The organism is Cuniculiplasma divulgatum, assembly GCF_900083515.1.
GTDB lineage: Archaea > Thermoplasmatota > Thermoplasmata > Thermoplasmatales > Thermoplasmataceae > Cuniculiplasma > Cuniculiplasma divulgatum.
In genome coordinates this window covers 1,446,302-1,461,203 of the sequence record NZ_LT671858.1, presented here as the reverse complement: position 1 = coordinate 1,461,203, position 14,902 = coordinate 1,446,302, and the positions used below count along the sequence as shown (strand labels likewise).

Sequence of the window (14,902 nt, the reverse complement as noted above, 5' to 3'; positions counted from 1 at the left end):
ACTTGGCTTCGAAAGGAATAGTTATTGACAACAGGATAATGGAATACAGGGCACTTTTTGAAAAGGTTGCCAGAGGAGTACAGCCAGAAGAATGCATGGAGAACGAAGACATGGTGGTGTTTATCGTGGGGGAAAGAAGAATGGCAGAAATGTTCAAAAGAAATCAAAATGTCATTCAAAACCTCAGGGAAAAGATAAACAAACACATTCTGGTTGCCGAGTATTCCAAAGACCTTCTCACATTTATCAAGAATCTGTATTTCAGATACGGGGTTAAGGAGATCGACATTTCATGGAAACAGGGTCAGGTTGACGTTCAGGTCGGTGTGGAATTATCTGAGGTTGGAAAGGCCATTGGCAAAGAGGGTAGAAACGTAAAACTCATGAAGGAAGTTGCATCAAGGTTTTACGAAATAAGGAATTTTGGGATTAAGCAGCCTGCCTGATCCTTTTTACCCATATTTTTAGTTTTAGAAGAAAAACTTCGGTTATAAAAGTAAATATACGGAAATCGTATGACATACTACAACATGAGAGGTTATAATGCCGTATAAGAATAATGACGATAATGAAGAAAATTTTACGAGAGTAATAGTTCCAAACAAGAGAAAGGGTGAACTCTATGGTATAGTTGAAAAGCTATCAGGTGGGTCCCATCTTTCAGTTATGTGTGAGGATGGCTACACAAGAACGGCCAGGATACCCGGCAAGATGAAGAAGAGGATGTGGATAAGGGAAAACGATCTGGTAATCGTAAAGCCATGGCAGTTCCAGACAGAGAAGGCTGATATTGTTTACAGGTATACTCAAACACAGGCAAATTATCTGAGCAGAAATTCTGCACTGCCAGAACTTATTAACATATTCAAATAGAGCAAGAGATGGAAGATAAAAGCGCACTGAAACAGCTCATTGACAGGGACGAATTCAATTTCAATGAGTTCATAGACGAAAAGACCGAAGGTCTTGTTTTTGACAAAAGAACCCTTGACAACATATATACCCTCTTCAAGCAGTTCAATATAAAATATGTTGACTATCCCATATCATCGGGGAAGGAATCTCTGGTATTCAAGGTTGAAGGAGAGAAGAAGGGTATTGTGATGAAGATATTTAAAACATCAACACTGAGATTTCAGCATATAAATGACTATATAGATGGAGACCCAAGATTTGCAAAGCAGAGAAAATCAAGGGGATCACTTATATTCGTCTGGGCAAGGAAGGAATATGCCAATCTTCTGGAGTGCAGAAAATTTGGTATACGAACACCAGAACCCATGGCAGTGGAAAAGAACATAATCCTCATGAGTTACATCGGTGACAGGAGGTCTCCGGCAAAGAAGTTAAAGGATGTGAACGAGCAGGATATGCAGTTATATTTTAACGCATCAATGAACGAATACACGAAGATGGTAGAAAAGGCAAAAATTATCCATGCTGATTTCAGTGAATACAATGTACTCTGTTACCGAAAGAAATCCTATATTATTGATATGGGTCAGGCTGTTTCATATAAGCATCCAAAGGCAAAGGACTTTCTTGTGAGGGATATGAATAATATGAAGGCATTTGCAAAGAGAAATGGCTTGGAATTTAATTTAGATGAGCCAGTATTTCCAGGTGAAATAGATGAGTGAGGAAAGCGATCACATAGAAAATTCAATCAGTATAAGAATACCAAGAGACAGGATAGGTGCTCTGGTTGGTAGGGAAGGAAAAACGAAGAAAGATATAGAGGAAATGTCGGGATGCATTCTTGACATAGACTCTACGGATGGAGATATTCTGGTAACTGCAAAGGAAAGTACAGATCCACTGAAGGTAAACGCAACAGCTGAGGTAGTGAAGGCCATAGGAAGAGGTTTCAGTCCCGAAAGGGCGTTCTATCTTTATAGCGATGGATTTCAGCTTGTGGTAATTTCTCTCAGGGAATTTGCAAGAAAAGGATCAAACAGGATCAATGAAATAAAGGGAAGAATTATAGGCAGGCAGGGGAAAACAAGGCAAATAGTTGAAGATATCACAGACTGCTTCGTGTGCGTTTATGGTGATACTGTATCTCTCATAGGAGATTACATTTCAATGAGATATGCACTGCAGGCACTTCAGATGATAATCGAGGGAAAGAAGCAGAGAACAGTTTACACCTACCTTGAATCCAAGGCAAAGGAACTTAAGGCAGAAAGGATCGCAGAATCTTTCAGATAATCTCATTTTTACAAATTTCAAATCATGATTTTTGGTGTACTCATTGAATACAGCATAAAATAGGCAGGATCACATTAATAACATATATATCCAAATAACAAATACGGTATAACAGCGGGGTGGGGTAGTTAGGAAATCCCGACGGGCTCATAACCCGTAGATCGATGGTTCAAATCCATTCCCCGCTATTGCGAATTTATGAAATCTATAAGTTCACTGAATGATTTCTTTCCATCAAATCTTATATTCACGAAGCCTGCTTCTTTTAGGGTTGAAAAAGTTGTCTTTCCAATAGGATAGGCAGGATTATCTAAATATCTACCACCAGTATACTGATTGAATAATTTGACCTCGAGCGGTGAAGTGAATATCAGGGCTATTTGTTTATTCTTTACTGCCCTGGCTATGTTATCTCTCTGATCGATATTCTCATATTTGTAAAGATAGAAGTTTTCACTGTAAATTCCTGCCTTCCTTAGATCTTCATTGAGCACACTGGAATGGGTCATGCCTCTAGGAATCAGTACCCTTTTTGGCTTATAATCCGCTATAAAAGATGCAAAGCCTCCAGAATAGGAATCACTGCATACCAGTGGCTTGTTGACATATTTTCTCAATTCTCTTGCAGTGGAATCACCAATGGAGAATATCATAATCTTTTCATCGATTCCACTGTATATACTGAAAAAATATCTGACTCCTGTGGAACTGGTGAAGGCAATACCATCAAACATTTCAAGATCCGGAGATTTTACATTATCAAGTTTTAAGATCCTTACTAAAGGTATATTCAGAACATCTTTTCCCCTTATTTCAACATCTTTGAATTTTTCTTCTGGTCTAAAGCTAATAATCACCATAATTCATTATCTCTTTTACATTTCTGGCGACCATTTCAGCCTCCTGTAAAGTTCTGACCTTAATCCTGATGGAAATCACATTTTCCCTGATATTTATATCCATATAGAGAAATTCAGTCTCAGGATTATACAGAATTCCATTTGGCACTGAGCAGCCCATGTTAAAAATGCCCGATATCCTTCGTTCAACATCCCATCTCTTTCTGGCAGTTGGATCTTCTGTGATCTTTATATCATCATAATTAGGGGAATCCTTCCTTGCTATTACAGCTATTATGCCCTGACCTGGAGCAGGAACAAAAATACTCTCATCAAGAATCTCATAATCTCTACTGGGATACATTCTTACCATTGCGGCCTCTGATAATACTATCCCATCGTAATTCCCATTATCCAGCTTATTTAACCTTGTATCAATGTTACCCCTAAGTCCGAATACATCCCAGTTCTTAGCATGTTTTCGAATCTGTTCTTCTCTTCTGGGTGACGAGGTTCCAATTTTCATCCTTCCAGTCCCTTCCAAATCTCCCCTAAAAACTATCACGTCATGGTAGTTTTTCCAGTCAAAAACAGAAACAACTTCAAGCTCTTTGTTCAAAATTGTTGGCAAATCCTTTCCACTGTGCACCGCACAGTCCAGATCCCCATTTAGCACCATCCTGTTTATTTCGTTAACAAAAAGACCCTGTCCACCAATCTCCTTTAGCGGTCTCTCCCTATCCATGTCTCCCTTACTTCTGATCTTAACAATTTCATGGTTTCCACCAAGAATATTGGTAAACATCTCAGTTTGAATTAATGCTAACCTGCTCTCTCTCGTTCCTATCTTCATTCATATCAAACTCCAGGGTGTACACCATCTTAAAAACAGCCATTTCAACCTCCTCTGGTGTATGTGCCATACCAACAAAAGACGCCTCAAACTGACCGGGTGAAAAATAGATTCCGTGCTTTTTGGAAAAATTAAAAAATTTCATGAACTTTTTTCTGTCTGATTTCAGAGCCGTTTCGTAGTTCCAAACCCTTTCTTCATTAAAGAATATGGTAAACATGTTATAGACCCTGTTTACCTGAACGCCCAGATCAGAGAAACTCTTCAATTTATCCTCAACCCACGTTGCCAGACTTATTGTATATTCATAATCTTTGTCTTTAAGGAAATTCAGGGTTGCCAGCCCAGATGCAACAGTAAATGGATTTGCGCTGAATGTTCCAGATTGATACACATTTCCTTCTGGGCTGATCCTATTCATTATATCTGCTCTTCCACCAAAGAGACCAACAGGCATTCCACCACCAATTATTTTGCCCATAGTTGTTAAATCTGGCTTAACACCTATTATGTCCTGATAGGCTCCGTATCTGAATCTAAATCCTGTAATAACCTCATCAAAAATCAACAATGCGCCATATTCTTCCGTGATCTCCCTGAGAAATTTCAGGAATCCTTTCTCAGGTCCAATTACGCCAAGATTGCCAAGAACCGGCTCCGTAATAACCGCTGCTATATCCTTTCCATGTAGTTTAAATAATTCCCTTATGGATTCCTCATTGTTGAAATCTCCCACAAGAACAGTTTTTGCAACTTCCTCCGGGATACCTGGGCTTGAAGGTGTACCGAAATTCAATGCACCACTTCCAGCACTTACCAGTACGTAGTCATGGGCTCCATGAAATCCCGCATTCATCTTAAGTATCAGTTTTCTGCCTGTAAAGGCCCTCGCCAGCCGGATTGCATGCATGGTTGCCTCAGTTCCTGAATTTGTGAATCTCATCTTTTCAATAGACGGAACAGCTTTTTGGATGATCTCTCCCAGTTCTATCTCATTTTCAGTGGGAACTCCTTCAGGGATCGTATTATCCAGCAAATACATTATTTCTTCAGCTATGGTGGTATTAGAATATCCAGCGAAATTTACACCAAAACCCATGCAGAAATCCAGATATTCCTTTCCTTCCACATCAAAAATTCTGGAACCAGAAGCACGTGAAAAATATGTTGGATATGGCTCATAGAACCTAACAGGTGAATTAACTCCACCAGGGAAAAGCCTGGATGCTCTTTTAAATAGATCATCGGAAAGCATGAAGGTATATTTTTTCCTATCAATTTATGTTTTTCATTTTAAGGCAATAGAATTTATCGATTAATCCAATTACTGAGAGATTTGAAAAATCTTGCAATGGAAGTTGAGGAAAAGGATGCAGAATCCTTCATAAAGAAAGCCAAAAGAGAAGGAAAATTAATCAGGAACCTGAGATCTCTGAAGGAAAATGGAAAGGTTATCATTCCAGTTAGAGAAAGGGTGCAATTTCAAAATGCAATATTATGTGAAAGAGATTTCTCCAGAAAAGAGGATTTCACAATACCTGATGTGATCAGCAGTATCATTGAAGATGGAAGTCAAAGGATCAGATGGCAGAGAATGGGAACTACAGTTGTATTCAGCAGGGATTATGACAAATTGGAAACGATCTCAAGAGTACTGGTAGAGAAGTCTATAGCAACGCAGGTGTACGTAAGGGATGGAAAAATTGAGGGTGAAATCAGAAAACCAAAACTCAGGCTTATTGCCGGAAAACCAGGCGATACAATGTATCTGGAAAATGGTGTTACCTTTATCACAAGCCCAGCTAGATTGATGATGAGCAAGGGAAATATAGTTGAAAGAGGTCTCCCATCAATCAGGAAGATAAACCCCAGAGCTGTGCTTGATATGTTTGCCGGTATTGGTTATTTCTCCTTACCAATTGCAAAACTTGAAAGTGTTGAAAATGTAACGGCAATAGATCTCAATAAAGAGGCTCTTGAATATCTGGAAAAAAGTGCAGCTTATAATGGGGTAAAGGATAGGATTATAACTCGCAACATGGACTGCAGGCTTTTTATTACGGAAGAAAAGTATGATCTAGTAGTCATGGGAAATTTCAAGTCAAAAATTTATCTTCCTGCAGGTCTATCTCATGTTTCAAAGAATGGGTTCATTTTACTTCATCACCTGGAACTGACAGGTAATATCAAAAATAGTGTGTACGATATTATGAAATCTGCCAGATACCTTGGGTATTTATTAATGCCATTGGACAGTCACATTGTGAAATCCTATTCCCCACATGTATGGCATATAAGTTCACTATTTCAGGTGATCTAGTTATCAGGTTCTATTAGAACAAACGTTAGATTTAAGGCATTTTTTTCCAGAAATAGTTTATTCTCGAATTCAGATAGAACACAACAAGGTTTAAAACCACCCTTAACATATTGCATTGAATAAAAATATGGCGGCAAGAAGAAAGTATACCCCTAAAAAACCAGGTCAGAACAAGAGGGGAAGGTATTACGGATATAATGATAGAAATGAAACACCCAGGCCAAAACGGATTAAAAAACTGGATATGAGGAAAAGCGAGGAATTCAATTTCATGCTATCAAAGGCAGTAGAATCCCTACCCGATAGCATAAGGGGGTCAATAACTGGTGGAATATATGCCATTGCATCCAGACAGGGAATCAGCGAGGCCAGGGATTTTGTTATAAAGAAAAAGGAAGAAGGTGTTCTTGATGAGGGAACCCAGAAACAGATATGGAATTTACTGAATGACTACTCAACATACAGATAAGGACTTCTCCGCAGCGCTGGAGGAAAAAGTGCTAAAATATACTGAAATAGAAAACAGGGCTCTTGAAGTACTTTCCATAAGTGTTCCAGAAAATTCACTTCTATATGAATTTGCCAAGAGCTCATTAGAGATGGTATATTCATATTTCTCCGACGCGAAACATTTTCAGGAAGTTGGCGACTTAATAAATGCACTATCATGCCTCAACTATTCATATGGATGGCTGGATAGTGGGGTAAGACTTGGCATATTCAAAACTGATGGGGATTATAGGAAATTTACTTTTTACAAATAACCAAACTTTACAAAAAGAATATATATATTTTAAAGATAAGGAGCAACCGCAAGGGATAACATTTAAGCATGTTAAAGGACTGGTGAATTAATGCCTGACGAAAAAGAAAAAACTGATTTCCAATACATTGTAAGAATTGCAAGCATGGATCTTAACGGAGAAAGAGATGTGGTTCTGGCTCTGGCAGATCTCAAAGGTATCGGCATAAGATTGGCTGAAACCCTAACGAAAAAGCTAGAGATTGATGAAAGTATGAGACTGGGAGACCTCAGCGAGGAAAAAATAGAGGAGATAAGGGATTATATCGAATCTGAAGAGTATGAAGATATTCCCGCGTGGATGATGAACAACCGTTCAGATCCTGTAACTGGAAAAAATATGAATCTGGTTGGGAATGACCTCAATGTGCAGATTCAGGATAATATCAACACAATGAAAAAGATAAGATCATACAGAGGGATAAGACATGAAACCCATCACAAGGTGAGGGGTCAGAGAACCAGAAGTAACGGCAGGAAGGGACTGACAGTGGGCGTACAAAGGAAAAAGGAGTGATTTTGATTGGGAGATCCAAAGTTTCAGAAAAAATTATATTCAACACCAAGGCATCCTTGGGAAAAAGATAGAATAGACGAAGAGAGAAAGACTATAAATTTATATGGTCTGAAGAACAAGAAGGAGTTATGGAGAAGTCAGGCAAGTCTTGATTCCATACGAGCCCAGGCAAGGGAGTTGCAGGCAAGGACAAGAAGAAATGATCCTCTTGCCATAAAGCAGTTGAACCTTCTACTAGCACGATTGAACAGGTACAAAATATCCACTGGAAATGCATCTCTTGATGATATTCTGTCTTTGACCATAGAGAGCGTTCTTGAAAGAAGACTTCAAACAATAGTATTCAGGAAGAACCTTGCAAAGACCGTAAAACAGGCAAGGCAAATGATAACCCACGGTCATATATTAATGAATGGAAGACGAGTAACTGTACCCGGGCTTCTCGTTGAGGCAAGTGTAGAAGATTCCATAGAATACAGCGAATTTTCACCATTCATAGATGATAAACATCCGGTAAGGCTTGTGATAGCAGGCGATCAAAAGGTAGAAGATGAACCACAAGAGTCAGCAGAACCTGAAAATTCAGAGGAGGTAGAAAAAGTTGAATAAAACTGGAATAGCGCACATTTATTCCTCGCAGAATAATACAATCATACTTGTGACAGATCAAACTGGAGCTGAAACACTTGCAAAGGCAACAGGTGGAATGGTAGTCAAGAATGACAGAGATGAGTCAAGTCCATATGCTGCAATGAAAGCTGCAGATCTGATATCAGAAAAGTTGAAGGAAAAGGAGGTTACAGATCTTATAATAAAAGTAAGGGCACCTGGCGGAAATAGATCCAAAATTCCTGGTCCAGGGGCGCAATCAGCCATAAGGGCACTATCCAGAGCCGGGTTTAAGATTGTTAGAATTGAGGAAGTGACACCTGTGCCACACGACGGCACCAAGAAAAAGGGTGGAAAAAGAGGAAGGAGGGTTTAATGCCATCTTCAATCGAGCAAAAAATATCAATATTAGAACTCAGAGATAACTTTGCCAGATTTGAGATAACAAACATTACAGAAGGTACTGCAAATGCCTTAAGAAGAACTCTGATAAATGACATTCCAAAACTGGCAATTGATAAGGTAATTTTCAGGCATGGTCAGATCAGGGATTCTATGGGAAACGTATTTGACTCCTCACTGCCATTATTTGATGAGATTGTTGCACACAGGATTGGACTGGTGCCAATAAAAACAGACTCCAGGATGAACTTCAGGAATGAATGCTCATGTGAGGGTAAGGGATGTTCACTGTGCACTGTATCATATAACATAGACAAAACAGGACCAGGTGAGGTTTATAGCGGAGACCTTGTCCCATTCACAGGTAATGTTGAACTTAAACCTGTAGACCCCCTAATACCCATTGTTAAACTTGGACCAAAGCAGGCCTTGCTTGTAACAGCTGAGGCAACTATGGGAACAGCCAAAGAGCATGCAAAGTGGCAGGTAACTTCGGCAGTCTCTTTTAAGTATCACAGGGAGTTTGAAATTAACAAGGCAGATAATGAAGGATGGGAAAAAATCAAAGAAAAGTTTCCTGTTTCAGTTGTTAAGGAAACAAAGGAAACGATAACTATTACCGATGATTACCAGCAAAGAGCTGTAATGAATTATATTAACACTGTAAATCACAGGACAGAAATAAACCAGTCAAAGCCTGTAAAAGTCTCTGAGGACAGAACAAGGTATGTATTCAAATTTGAAACAGATGGTTCGCTAACCGCCAGGGAAACATTGAAAATTGCACTTGAAAGATTACCAAAAAGGCTAAACTTTTTACACGAGAGTATCGTAACTCCGGATTAGTTATATACAATTCTAACCTATACAGTATATGACATTCCTCAAAAATTTTATTGAAACCGGATCAGAGATAAGGGAGCATATTTCAACTTTAGAGAACAAGGAGCAGAGGATCGGGTACACTGGAATGGGTGCCGATGGGACTCTCACATCGAGACTGGACAAACTCGCAGAGGACAAGATCATAGAGAGAATAAATGATATAGATCTTCCATTCAACATTATAAGTGAGGAAATAGGCTTTGTGGACAGGGGATATGACAGCAACATAATTATGGACCCACTGGACGGAACATATAACGCTGAAAATCAGATTCCTCTTTATTCCATGTCTCTAGCGGTTATGAAGGACGACTTTACATCGCTTCAGGAGGCATTTGTAATGAATCTGGCAACAGGAAACTACTTCTGGGCAACAAAAGGAAATGGTGCATACCGGAATGGATACAAGATAGAGAAGGCAGAGAGGAGGAGTCACGCCTCAGTTGTATATAACCTGGAAGAGACAGAAGTCCCTGAATTCTTAAAGAATGACATAACAAGAAAGAGAATTCTGGGTTGTGCTTCTATGGAACTGGCACTCCTCGCCAACGGCGCTCTTGACAACGTCGCATATCTTGGAAGGGAAAAGAAGTTGCGTAATGTAGATATTGCCGCAGGTGTCCTGCTGGTGGAGGAAATGGGCGGATTTGTTTTTGATGGCAATTTGAAGAAGATGAATATGGGCAAGGATGTGAGAGAAAGAAAGAACATGATTGCACTGTCTTCCTTTTACAAAGGTGAGATAGAGGAGCTTGAGAACAGATGAAGATTGCTTTCATAATAAAGAAGAACTGTCCCAGATGTGCTAAAATTGTGAAACGAATAGATGATATTCTCCCCCAGGAATGGGAAAGAATATACGAAGAAGAACTGAGGCCTTTCATTAAGGAAAAGGAATACAGACCACTGGATGAAATTGAAGCAGATATCCTTTTTACAATTGGAGGCGACGGAACTGTACTGCTTGCTGCTCAGAAGGCAAAAGGGGCAATTCTTGGAATTAATATGGGGTCTCTCGGATTTCTGAGCGAGGTTGAAGTTGGAAAGGTAGAGGAGACAGTATACAGAATAATCAGAGGCGAACATAGGTTTGTAGAATTCATGCGTCTCGAGGTAATGGTAAATGGAGAAATCGTAGGATACGCACTGAATGAGGTTGTAGTGCACAGCAACAGAATTGCAAAGGTAAGGAATTTCAAGCTTTATCTTGATGGCTCATTCGTTGAAAGGACGAAGGCAGATGGCATAATTGTTGCCACACCTATTGGATCAACATCCTATTCACTGAGCGCTGGAGGACCTATTGTAATGCCCGCAACTCAGGCAATGGTGATATCATACCTTGCTCCAGTAACACTGAGGATCAGGCCAATGGTGGCGCCATCTACATCAGTGCTTGATATACTTGTGTCAGGTATTGATCAGGACTGCCTAATAATCCTGGATGGACAAAAGGAGGTCAATTTCACTTCATCAGATAAGGTAACAATCACAAGAGCATCAAAATCCTATAAGTTTATAACACTGAGAAGGGATTTCTATGCAAAGCTCAGGGAGAAACTGTTAAAAGATGTGGTCAATTAGATTCAGATTAATTAGAATGATAATGGAGGCATCCAAGGACACATATCCAATGGAATTTGGGGCGCTTTTAAAGGGTGAGCACGACGTCATATATGAAATTGCCATAATGCCCGGTACAATTCAGGGAGACCATCACACCATAATGTGGATGGGTAGCAAACCAGTAGATTTTACCATAATCGGTTCAGTACATTCCCATCCATCTGGGGTAATAAGACCTTCTGATGCAGATCTGCATATGTTTCAAAACACAGGCCCAATCCACATGATAGTTGGTTATCCATACAGAGATACAGATTATAAATTTTTCAACAGAAAGGGTGAAGAGATAAAAATAGGAATAATCGGTGGAAATCAGATAGAATAAGAAATCAAATTCCAGGCTATACAGTTTAATAATTCAAAATTTAATTTAAGGGAAAGTTTCTTTCATCTATACATATTATCAAAAAGGGCTGAGCCTTCTGCCAGTGCGTCAAGTTTCATTAATGCAACTTCTTCTGAAACATTATCCAGACTTGAGAATGTTTCAAAACCACAATCTGTCCCTGCCATTACTCTTTCAGGACCTATTTCATCTATCTCTGCAATCCTTGCCAGTCTTAGAGCAACAGTTTCAGGTGTTTCCACGAAAGGAGTTTTCACATCAATTACACCAACTGCAATCTTTTTCTGCTTTGGCCATCCAAATTCATGGGCATACTTTCTTAAAATCATAGCATCACCCTCATGTCGTGGATTCGCAAGTTCAGCAACTATTACATTAGAATTTAAGGAAAGCAGTTCATTAAGGAAATTCTCCAGAGGAGGATCTATTTTGTGCGGAGCATTATAGTTTCCATAGCAGTAATGAACTCGTATTCTCTCCGGATCTTTTCCTGATATTGCCATATTAATAGAATCTATCTTGGCCCTCAGGGCTGATTTTCTCTCTGTTTCCTCTGATTTCTGGTAATGTCTTTCATGAGTTAGATCGGGAGCATCTATCTGTAACTGGACACCATCTACTGATAATATGGCCTCATATTCTTTTGACATTTCTCTTGAGAGGTCTTCTATGAAATCAAAATAATCTCTGTAATATGTTCCAGGAGTTAAGAATTGTGCCAGTACCCCTGGAGATGGAGAATTTATAAAGACCTTAGAAACACCATTATCCTTTCCGATCTTCTTAAGATCCTTTGCCTCCATCATTGCCTTCTTCTGACCATTATACCATATCCTGCTATTCAGCTGTGGATGCCCCAGCAACCGTTCAGGGTTATTTTTAAATATATCATAAAGTGGATTTTTTGCAATTTTTAGTTCTTCAAGCATTGCATTTGAAACCATTGGTGAAACAATCTTTTCCCTGTCAAAACCTTCAAATCTAGATTTGACAAAAGTTGTATATCCCGACTTTCTCTGTTCACCGTTACTTACAAGAGTAAGACCTCTTTCATTTCCAAGTGGGTTTACCTGTTTCCTTACAACACTCTCTTCTTCCTTAAGAACAAGTTCCCTGAACTCTTCCGGGACTTCACCGGCACCAGTCTCCAGTAGAATACTCTTTATTTTTTCTGATCTGAACCAGCTACCAGTCATGGTCTTCTCTGTCTTCATGAGGTAGAAGGTATATATGTTTCAAAAATTTTTGTTAATTAATTATTACCCCTGTTAATTACATCTACTTATTCTTCCTTGATGCGAGAAGATAATCCTCATCCTCGTATTCTGAATAACCTATCAGTTCGTAATACTGCGATCTGGTCATAAGCTTATCTATAAAATTCCTCTGTGTTCCCTGCTTATGAAGATCACTATAAATTTGTTCCGTATTCTTTAGGATACTCCTGAATGCTGTTAGGGGAAAAATTACCATGTCATATCCTATCTCTTTTAATTCATCAACTGAGAGAAGTGGACTTTTTCCAAATTCTGTCATGTTTGCCATTAAATATCCGTTTACCTTCTTTCTCATTTCCCTGAATTCCTCTGGATTCTCCAGAGCCTCGGTGAATATAATATCCGCACCTGCCTTCAAATATTCCCTTGATCTTTCTATGGCATCATCAAGTCCTCCCACTGATCTTGCATCTGTCCTTGCAATCAGAGAAAAATTTGGGTCTTTTGATGCCTCTTTCGCTGCCCTGATCTTTGCAATAAAATCTTCAGCAGGAACAATTTTCTTTCCATTGAGATGGCCGCATTTCTTTGGGAGTTCCTGATCTTCAATGTGAATTGCTGCAACGCCAGCCCTTTCCATTAGCCTTACAGTTCTCATAACATTGAGTGGTTCGCCAAATCCTGTATCACAATCAACAATAAGTGGCAATCTGCTTATGGATGTAATATTCCCAGCTTCCCTTACAACCTCATCCAGAGTCGTTATTGAGAGATCTGGCAGACCCATCATGCCTGCTATACCTGAACCCGACAGATATATAGATCTGAAGCCCACTCTCTCCGCAATCAGTGCTGAAATCCCACTGTATACGCCTGGGATAGTAATGAAACTATTTCCAAGCATTTTTCTAAAATTCTTTGAAGAACCATTAATATTGTCTCTAAGCCTTGACATTTCTCAAGACCTCCATGAATTCCTTCATGCTTCTATTTTCAAAACTTCTTGCAAACTCAATTATAGAAGATGAACTGTCTTCGCTCATCACTCTTGTCCCTTTTTTCTTCAAGTCATCCCATGTGTAGGGCTTCTTATTATGACCCTTTGGTGCATCCATCTCTTCTTCGAAAACACCCTCATCAGTCTCCACTTTTATTTTCACAGGCAGGAATTCAGGGTACATTTTGTCGAACCTATCCGTGATCTTGAACTTCATTTTGTCAATAACAGATAGGATTTCTTTATCCATCAGCAGATCATTTTCGTAAGACTGAGGGGTTGGGTCTCCCTTTACAAGTGTCAATGCTATTATATATGGCATACTGTGATCTGCAGTTTCCCTTGTTTTTGGTCTTAATTTTTCCGGGTCCTTAATTATAATTGTATGCGCAACTGTAAATGTTTCAACTTCAACCTTCCTTATCTTTCCTTTCATCTTTTTTCTCAAATTAGATGCAACTTCAGCGGCGCTCATGGCGTGGTATTCAACGGGATAATTCTTTATCATGGTCTTAAGTATCCTGCTTTTGGAAAAATCCATATTCAAATTTCCTGAAACCTGTTTGATAAAACCCATTTCGCCCTCAAATATTGGTGCTGGTCCCGTAAAACCTTCCTGGGCAAGATTGGCTGCAAAAACACTGTTCCTGCAGGCATTTGCTGCAGTTGCTCCTTTCCACATGCTCAGTTCTCCTGCCCTTGTCTGCCTCATGCTTATGTTGTTGTTCAGAGCTAGATTAATAGTATGGGCAAATCCTTCCTCACTGAGATCCAGAAGGTGTGCAAGCCCTGCTCCAGATGAAATACTTATATATGTTACGTGATCCCAACCCCTATCCCTAATTGAAACTGCATCAGATAATGCACACACAGTCTCATATGAAACTCTTGCAGCATCAAGCACCTTCTTTCCATCCAGTTCCTCACTTTCGGCCATGGCAATCAATGGTGGAATATTATCAGAGGGATGCAGGGCTTCTTTTGAAAGGTATGTGTCATTAAAATCCAGGTATCTTGTGGTTGTACCGTTGATCATTGTGGCAATCTCTACTGAGGCCCTATCTCTCGTGAAGAAGATTGTTGCATTCTTCTTTCCGGATGATGGAAGGAGACTTTTCTTCATTATTTTCACAGGCTCGGCCTTAAGTGCACCATACGAAGTGAAGGCAATATCTGCAACCCGCTTTTTCAACTCATCCATTTCTGAAGGTCCTGAAGGAGCTGACTTTCCCTGGGCCATATTCCATATTTCTGAAACGATTTTATCCATAAATGTAA

20 protein-coding genes and 1 tRNA gene are annotated in these 14,902 nt (G+C 39.4%); 15 read left to right on the top strand and 6 right to left on the bottom strand.

The features are described from left to right. Nucleotides 1-2 precede the first annotated feature (2 nt). The 5 genes from CSP5_RS07195 (at nucleotide 3) to CSP5_RS07175 (ending at nucleotide 2,399) form a co-directional block, all read left to right on the top strand. Nucleotides 3-446, top strand: coding sequence for a transcription elongation factor NusA-like protein (locus CSP5_RS07195; RefSeq protein ID WP_021790114.1), 444 nt, complete (start codon nucleotides 3-5; stop codon nucleotides 444-446). A gap of 97 nt (nucleotides 447-543) precedes the next feature. Continuing rightward, nucleotides 544-873 carry a translation initiation factor eIF-1A gene (eif1A, locus tag CSP5_RS07190; RefSeq protein WP_021790113.1) on the top strand — a complete coding sequence of 110 codons (330 nt, stop codon included), beginning with the start codon at nucleotides 544-546 and terminating at the stop codon, nucleotides 871-873. A gap of 8 nt (nucleotides 874-881) precedes the next feature. Then, nucleotides 882-1,640, top strand: coding sequence for a serine protein kinase RIO (locus CSP5_RS07185; protein WP_148689993.1), 759 nt, complete (start codon nucleotides 882-884; stop codon nucleotides 1,638-1,640). Next, nucleotides 1,633-2,211, top strand: a complete 579-nt coding sequence (locus CSP5_RS07180) for a KH domain-containing protein (RefSeq protein WP_021790111.1) — start codon at nucleotides 1,633-1,635, stop codon at nucleotides 2,209-2,211. The genes CSP5_RS07185 and CSP5_RS07180 overlap by 8 nt, the downstream gene beginning before the upstream one ends. 113 nt (nucleotides 2,212-2,324) lie before the next feature. Further along, a tRNA-Met gene (locus CSP5_RS07175) sits at nucleotides 2,325-2,399 on the top strand. Here CSP5_RS07175 and CSP5_RS07170 read toward each other — a convergent pair. The 3 genes from CSP5_RS07170 to CSP5_RS07160 are packed head-to-tail and all read right to left on the bottom strand — an operon-like array spanning nucleotide 2,397 to nucleotide 5,158. After that, on the bottom strand, nucleotides 2,397-3,071 hold the full coding sequence (locus CSP5_RS07170; RefSeq protein ID WP_021790110.1) for a uroporphyrinogen-III synthase: 675 nt from the start codon (nucleotides 3,069-3,071) through the stop codon (nucleotides 2,397-2,399). The two genes, CSP5_RS07175 and CSP5_RS07170, sit on opposite strands and share 3 nt — an antisense overlap. Then, the gene (gene hemC / locus CSP5_RS07165; RefSeq protein ID WP_021790109.1) at nucleotides 3,058-3,903 is read right to left on the bottom strand and encodes a hydroxymethylbilane synthase; all 846 of its coding nucleotides are present in this window, start codon (nucleotides 3,901-3,903) and stop codon (nucleotides 3,058-3,060) included. The genes CSP5_RS07170 and hemC overlap by 14 nt, the downstream gene beginning before the upstream one ends. After that, on the bottom strand, nucleotides 3,857-5,158 hold the full coding sequence (locus CSP5_RS07160; protein ID WP_021790108.1) for an aspartate aminotransferase family protein: 1,302 nt from the start codon (nucleotides 5,156-5,158) through the stop codon (nucleotides 3,857-3,859). The genes hemC and CSP5_RS07160 overlap by 47 nt, the downstream gene beginning before the upstream one ends. An 81-nt stretch (nucleotides 5,159-5,239) precedes the next feature. Between CSP5_RS07160 and CSP5_RS07155 the strand changes: the two genes are divergently transcribed. From CSP5_RS07155 to CSP5_RS07110, 10 genes are all read left to right on the top strand, one after another. After that, a complete protein-coding gene (locus tag CSP5_RS07155; protein WP_148689992.1) occupies nucleotides 5,240-6,223 on the top strand; it encodes a class I SAM-dependent methyltransferase in 984 nt (327 codons plus the stop codon). A 115-nt stretch (nucleotides 6,224-6,338) separates the two neighbouring features. Further along, a complete protein-coding gene (locus CSP5_RS09910) occupies nucleotides 6,339-6,692 on the top strand; it encodes a hypothetical protein (RefSeq protein WP_241810747.1) in 354 nt (117 codons plus the stop codon). Continuing rightward, nucleotides 6,670-6,987 (top strand): DUF357 domain-containing protein, encoded by a 318-nt coding sequence (locus CSP5_RS07145; protein WP_148689991.1) that lies wholly within the window; start codon nucleotides 6,670-6,672, stop codon nucleotides 6,985-6,987. Before CSP5_RS09910 ends, CSP5_RS07145 begins: the two co-directional genes overlap by 23 nt. Nucleotides 6,988-7,077: 90 nt before the next feature. Continuing rightward, nucleotides 7,078-7,542 (top strand): 30S ribosomal protein S13, encoded by a 465-nt coding sequence (locus CSP5_RS07140; protein ID WP_021790104.1) that lies wholly within the window; start codon nucleotides 7,078-7,080, stop codon nucleotides 7,540-7,542. A 6-nt stretch (nucleotides 7,543-7,548) separates the two neighbouring features. After that, nucleotides 7,549-8,151, top strand: a complete 603-nt coding sequence (locus tag CSP5_RS07135; protein WP_021790103.1) for a 30S ribosomal protein S4 — start codon at nucleotides 7,549-7,551, stop codon at nucleotides 8,149-8,151. Further along, nucleotides 8,144-8,527 (top strand): 30S ribosomal protein S11, encoded by a 384-nt coding sequence (locus tag CSP5_RS07130; protein ID WP_077076518.1) that lies wholly within the window; start codon nucleotides 8,144-8,146, stop codon nucleotides 8,525-8,527. The genes CSP5_RS07135 and CSP5_RS07130 overlap by 8 nt, the downstream gene beginning before the upstream one ends. Further along, a complete protein-coding gene (locus CSP5_RS07125; protein WP_148689990.1) occupies nucleotides 8,527-9,399 on the top strand; it encodes a DNA-directed RNA polymerase subunit D in 873 nt (290 codons plus the stop codon). The genes CSP5_RS07130 and CSP5_RS07125 overlap by 1 nt, the downstream gene beginning before the upstream one ends. Nucleotides 9,400-9,427: 28 nt before the next feature. Beyond that, nucleotides 9,428-10,204 (top strand): inositol monophosphatase family protein, encoded by a 777-nt coding sequence (locus CSP5_RS07120; protein ID WP_148689989.1) that lies wholly within the window; start codon nucleotides 9,428-9,430, stop codon nucleotides 10,202-10,204. Continuing rightward, nucleotides 10,201-11,022, top strand: coding sequence for an NAD(+) kinase (locus CSP5_RS07115; protein WP_021790099.1), 822 nt, complete (start codon nucleotides 10,201-10,203; stop codon nucleotides 11,020-11,022). Before CSP5_RS07120 ends, CSP5_RS07115 begins: the two co-directional genes overlap by 4 nt. A 16-nt stretch (nucleotides 11,023-11,038) precedes the next feature. Next, the gene (locus CSP5_RS07110; RefSeq protein ID WP_241869805.1) at nucleotides 11,039-11,389 is read left to right on the top strand and encodes a Mov34/MPN/PAD-1 family protein; all 351 of its coding nucleotides are present in this window, start codon (nucleotides 11,039-11,041) and stop codon (nucleotides 11,387-11,389) included. Between the two features lie 62 nt (nucleotides 11,390-11,451). On the opposite strand, the gene CSP5_RS07105 is transcribed toward CSP5_RS07110, so the two are convergent. The 3 genes from CSP5_RS07105 to CSP5_RS07095 all read right to left on the bottom strand — a co-directional run bounded on the left by CSP5_RS07105 (nucleotide 11,452) and on the right by CSP5_RS07095 (nucleotide 14,894). After that, the gene (locus CSP5_RS07105) at nucleotides 11,452-12,624 is read right to left on the bottom strand and encodes a uroporphyrinogen decarboxylase/cobalamine-independent methonine synthase family protein (protein ID WP_148689988.1); all 1,173 of its coding nucleotides are present in this window, start codon (nucleotides 12,622-12,624) and stop codon (nucleotides 11,452-11,454) included. A gap of 64 nt (nucleotides 12,625-12,688) precedes the next feature. Continuing rightward, the gene (gene prpB, locus CSP5_RS07100) at nucleotides 12,689-13,582 is read right to left on the bottom strand and encodes a methylisocitrate lyase (RefSeq protein ID WP_148689987.1); all 894 of its coding nucleotides are present in this window, start codon (nucleotides 13,580-13,582) and stop codon (nucleotides 12,689-12,691) included. Then, complete coding sequence (locus CSP5_RS07095; RefSeq protein ID WP_021790095.1) at nucleotides 13,569-14,894, bottom strand: MmgE/PrpD family protein; 1,326 nt, start codon at nucleotides 14,892-14,894, stop codon at nucleotides 13,569-13,571. Before CSP5_RS07095 ends, prpB begins: the two co-directional genes overlap by 14 nt. Nucleotides 14,895-14,902 lie beyond the last annotated feature (8 nt).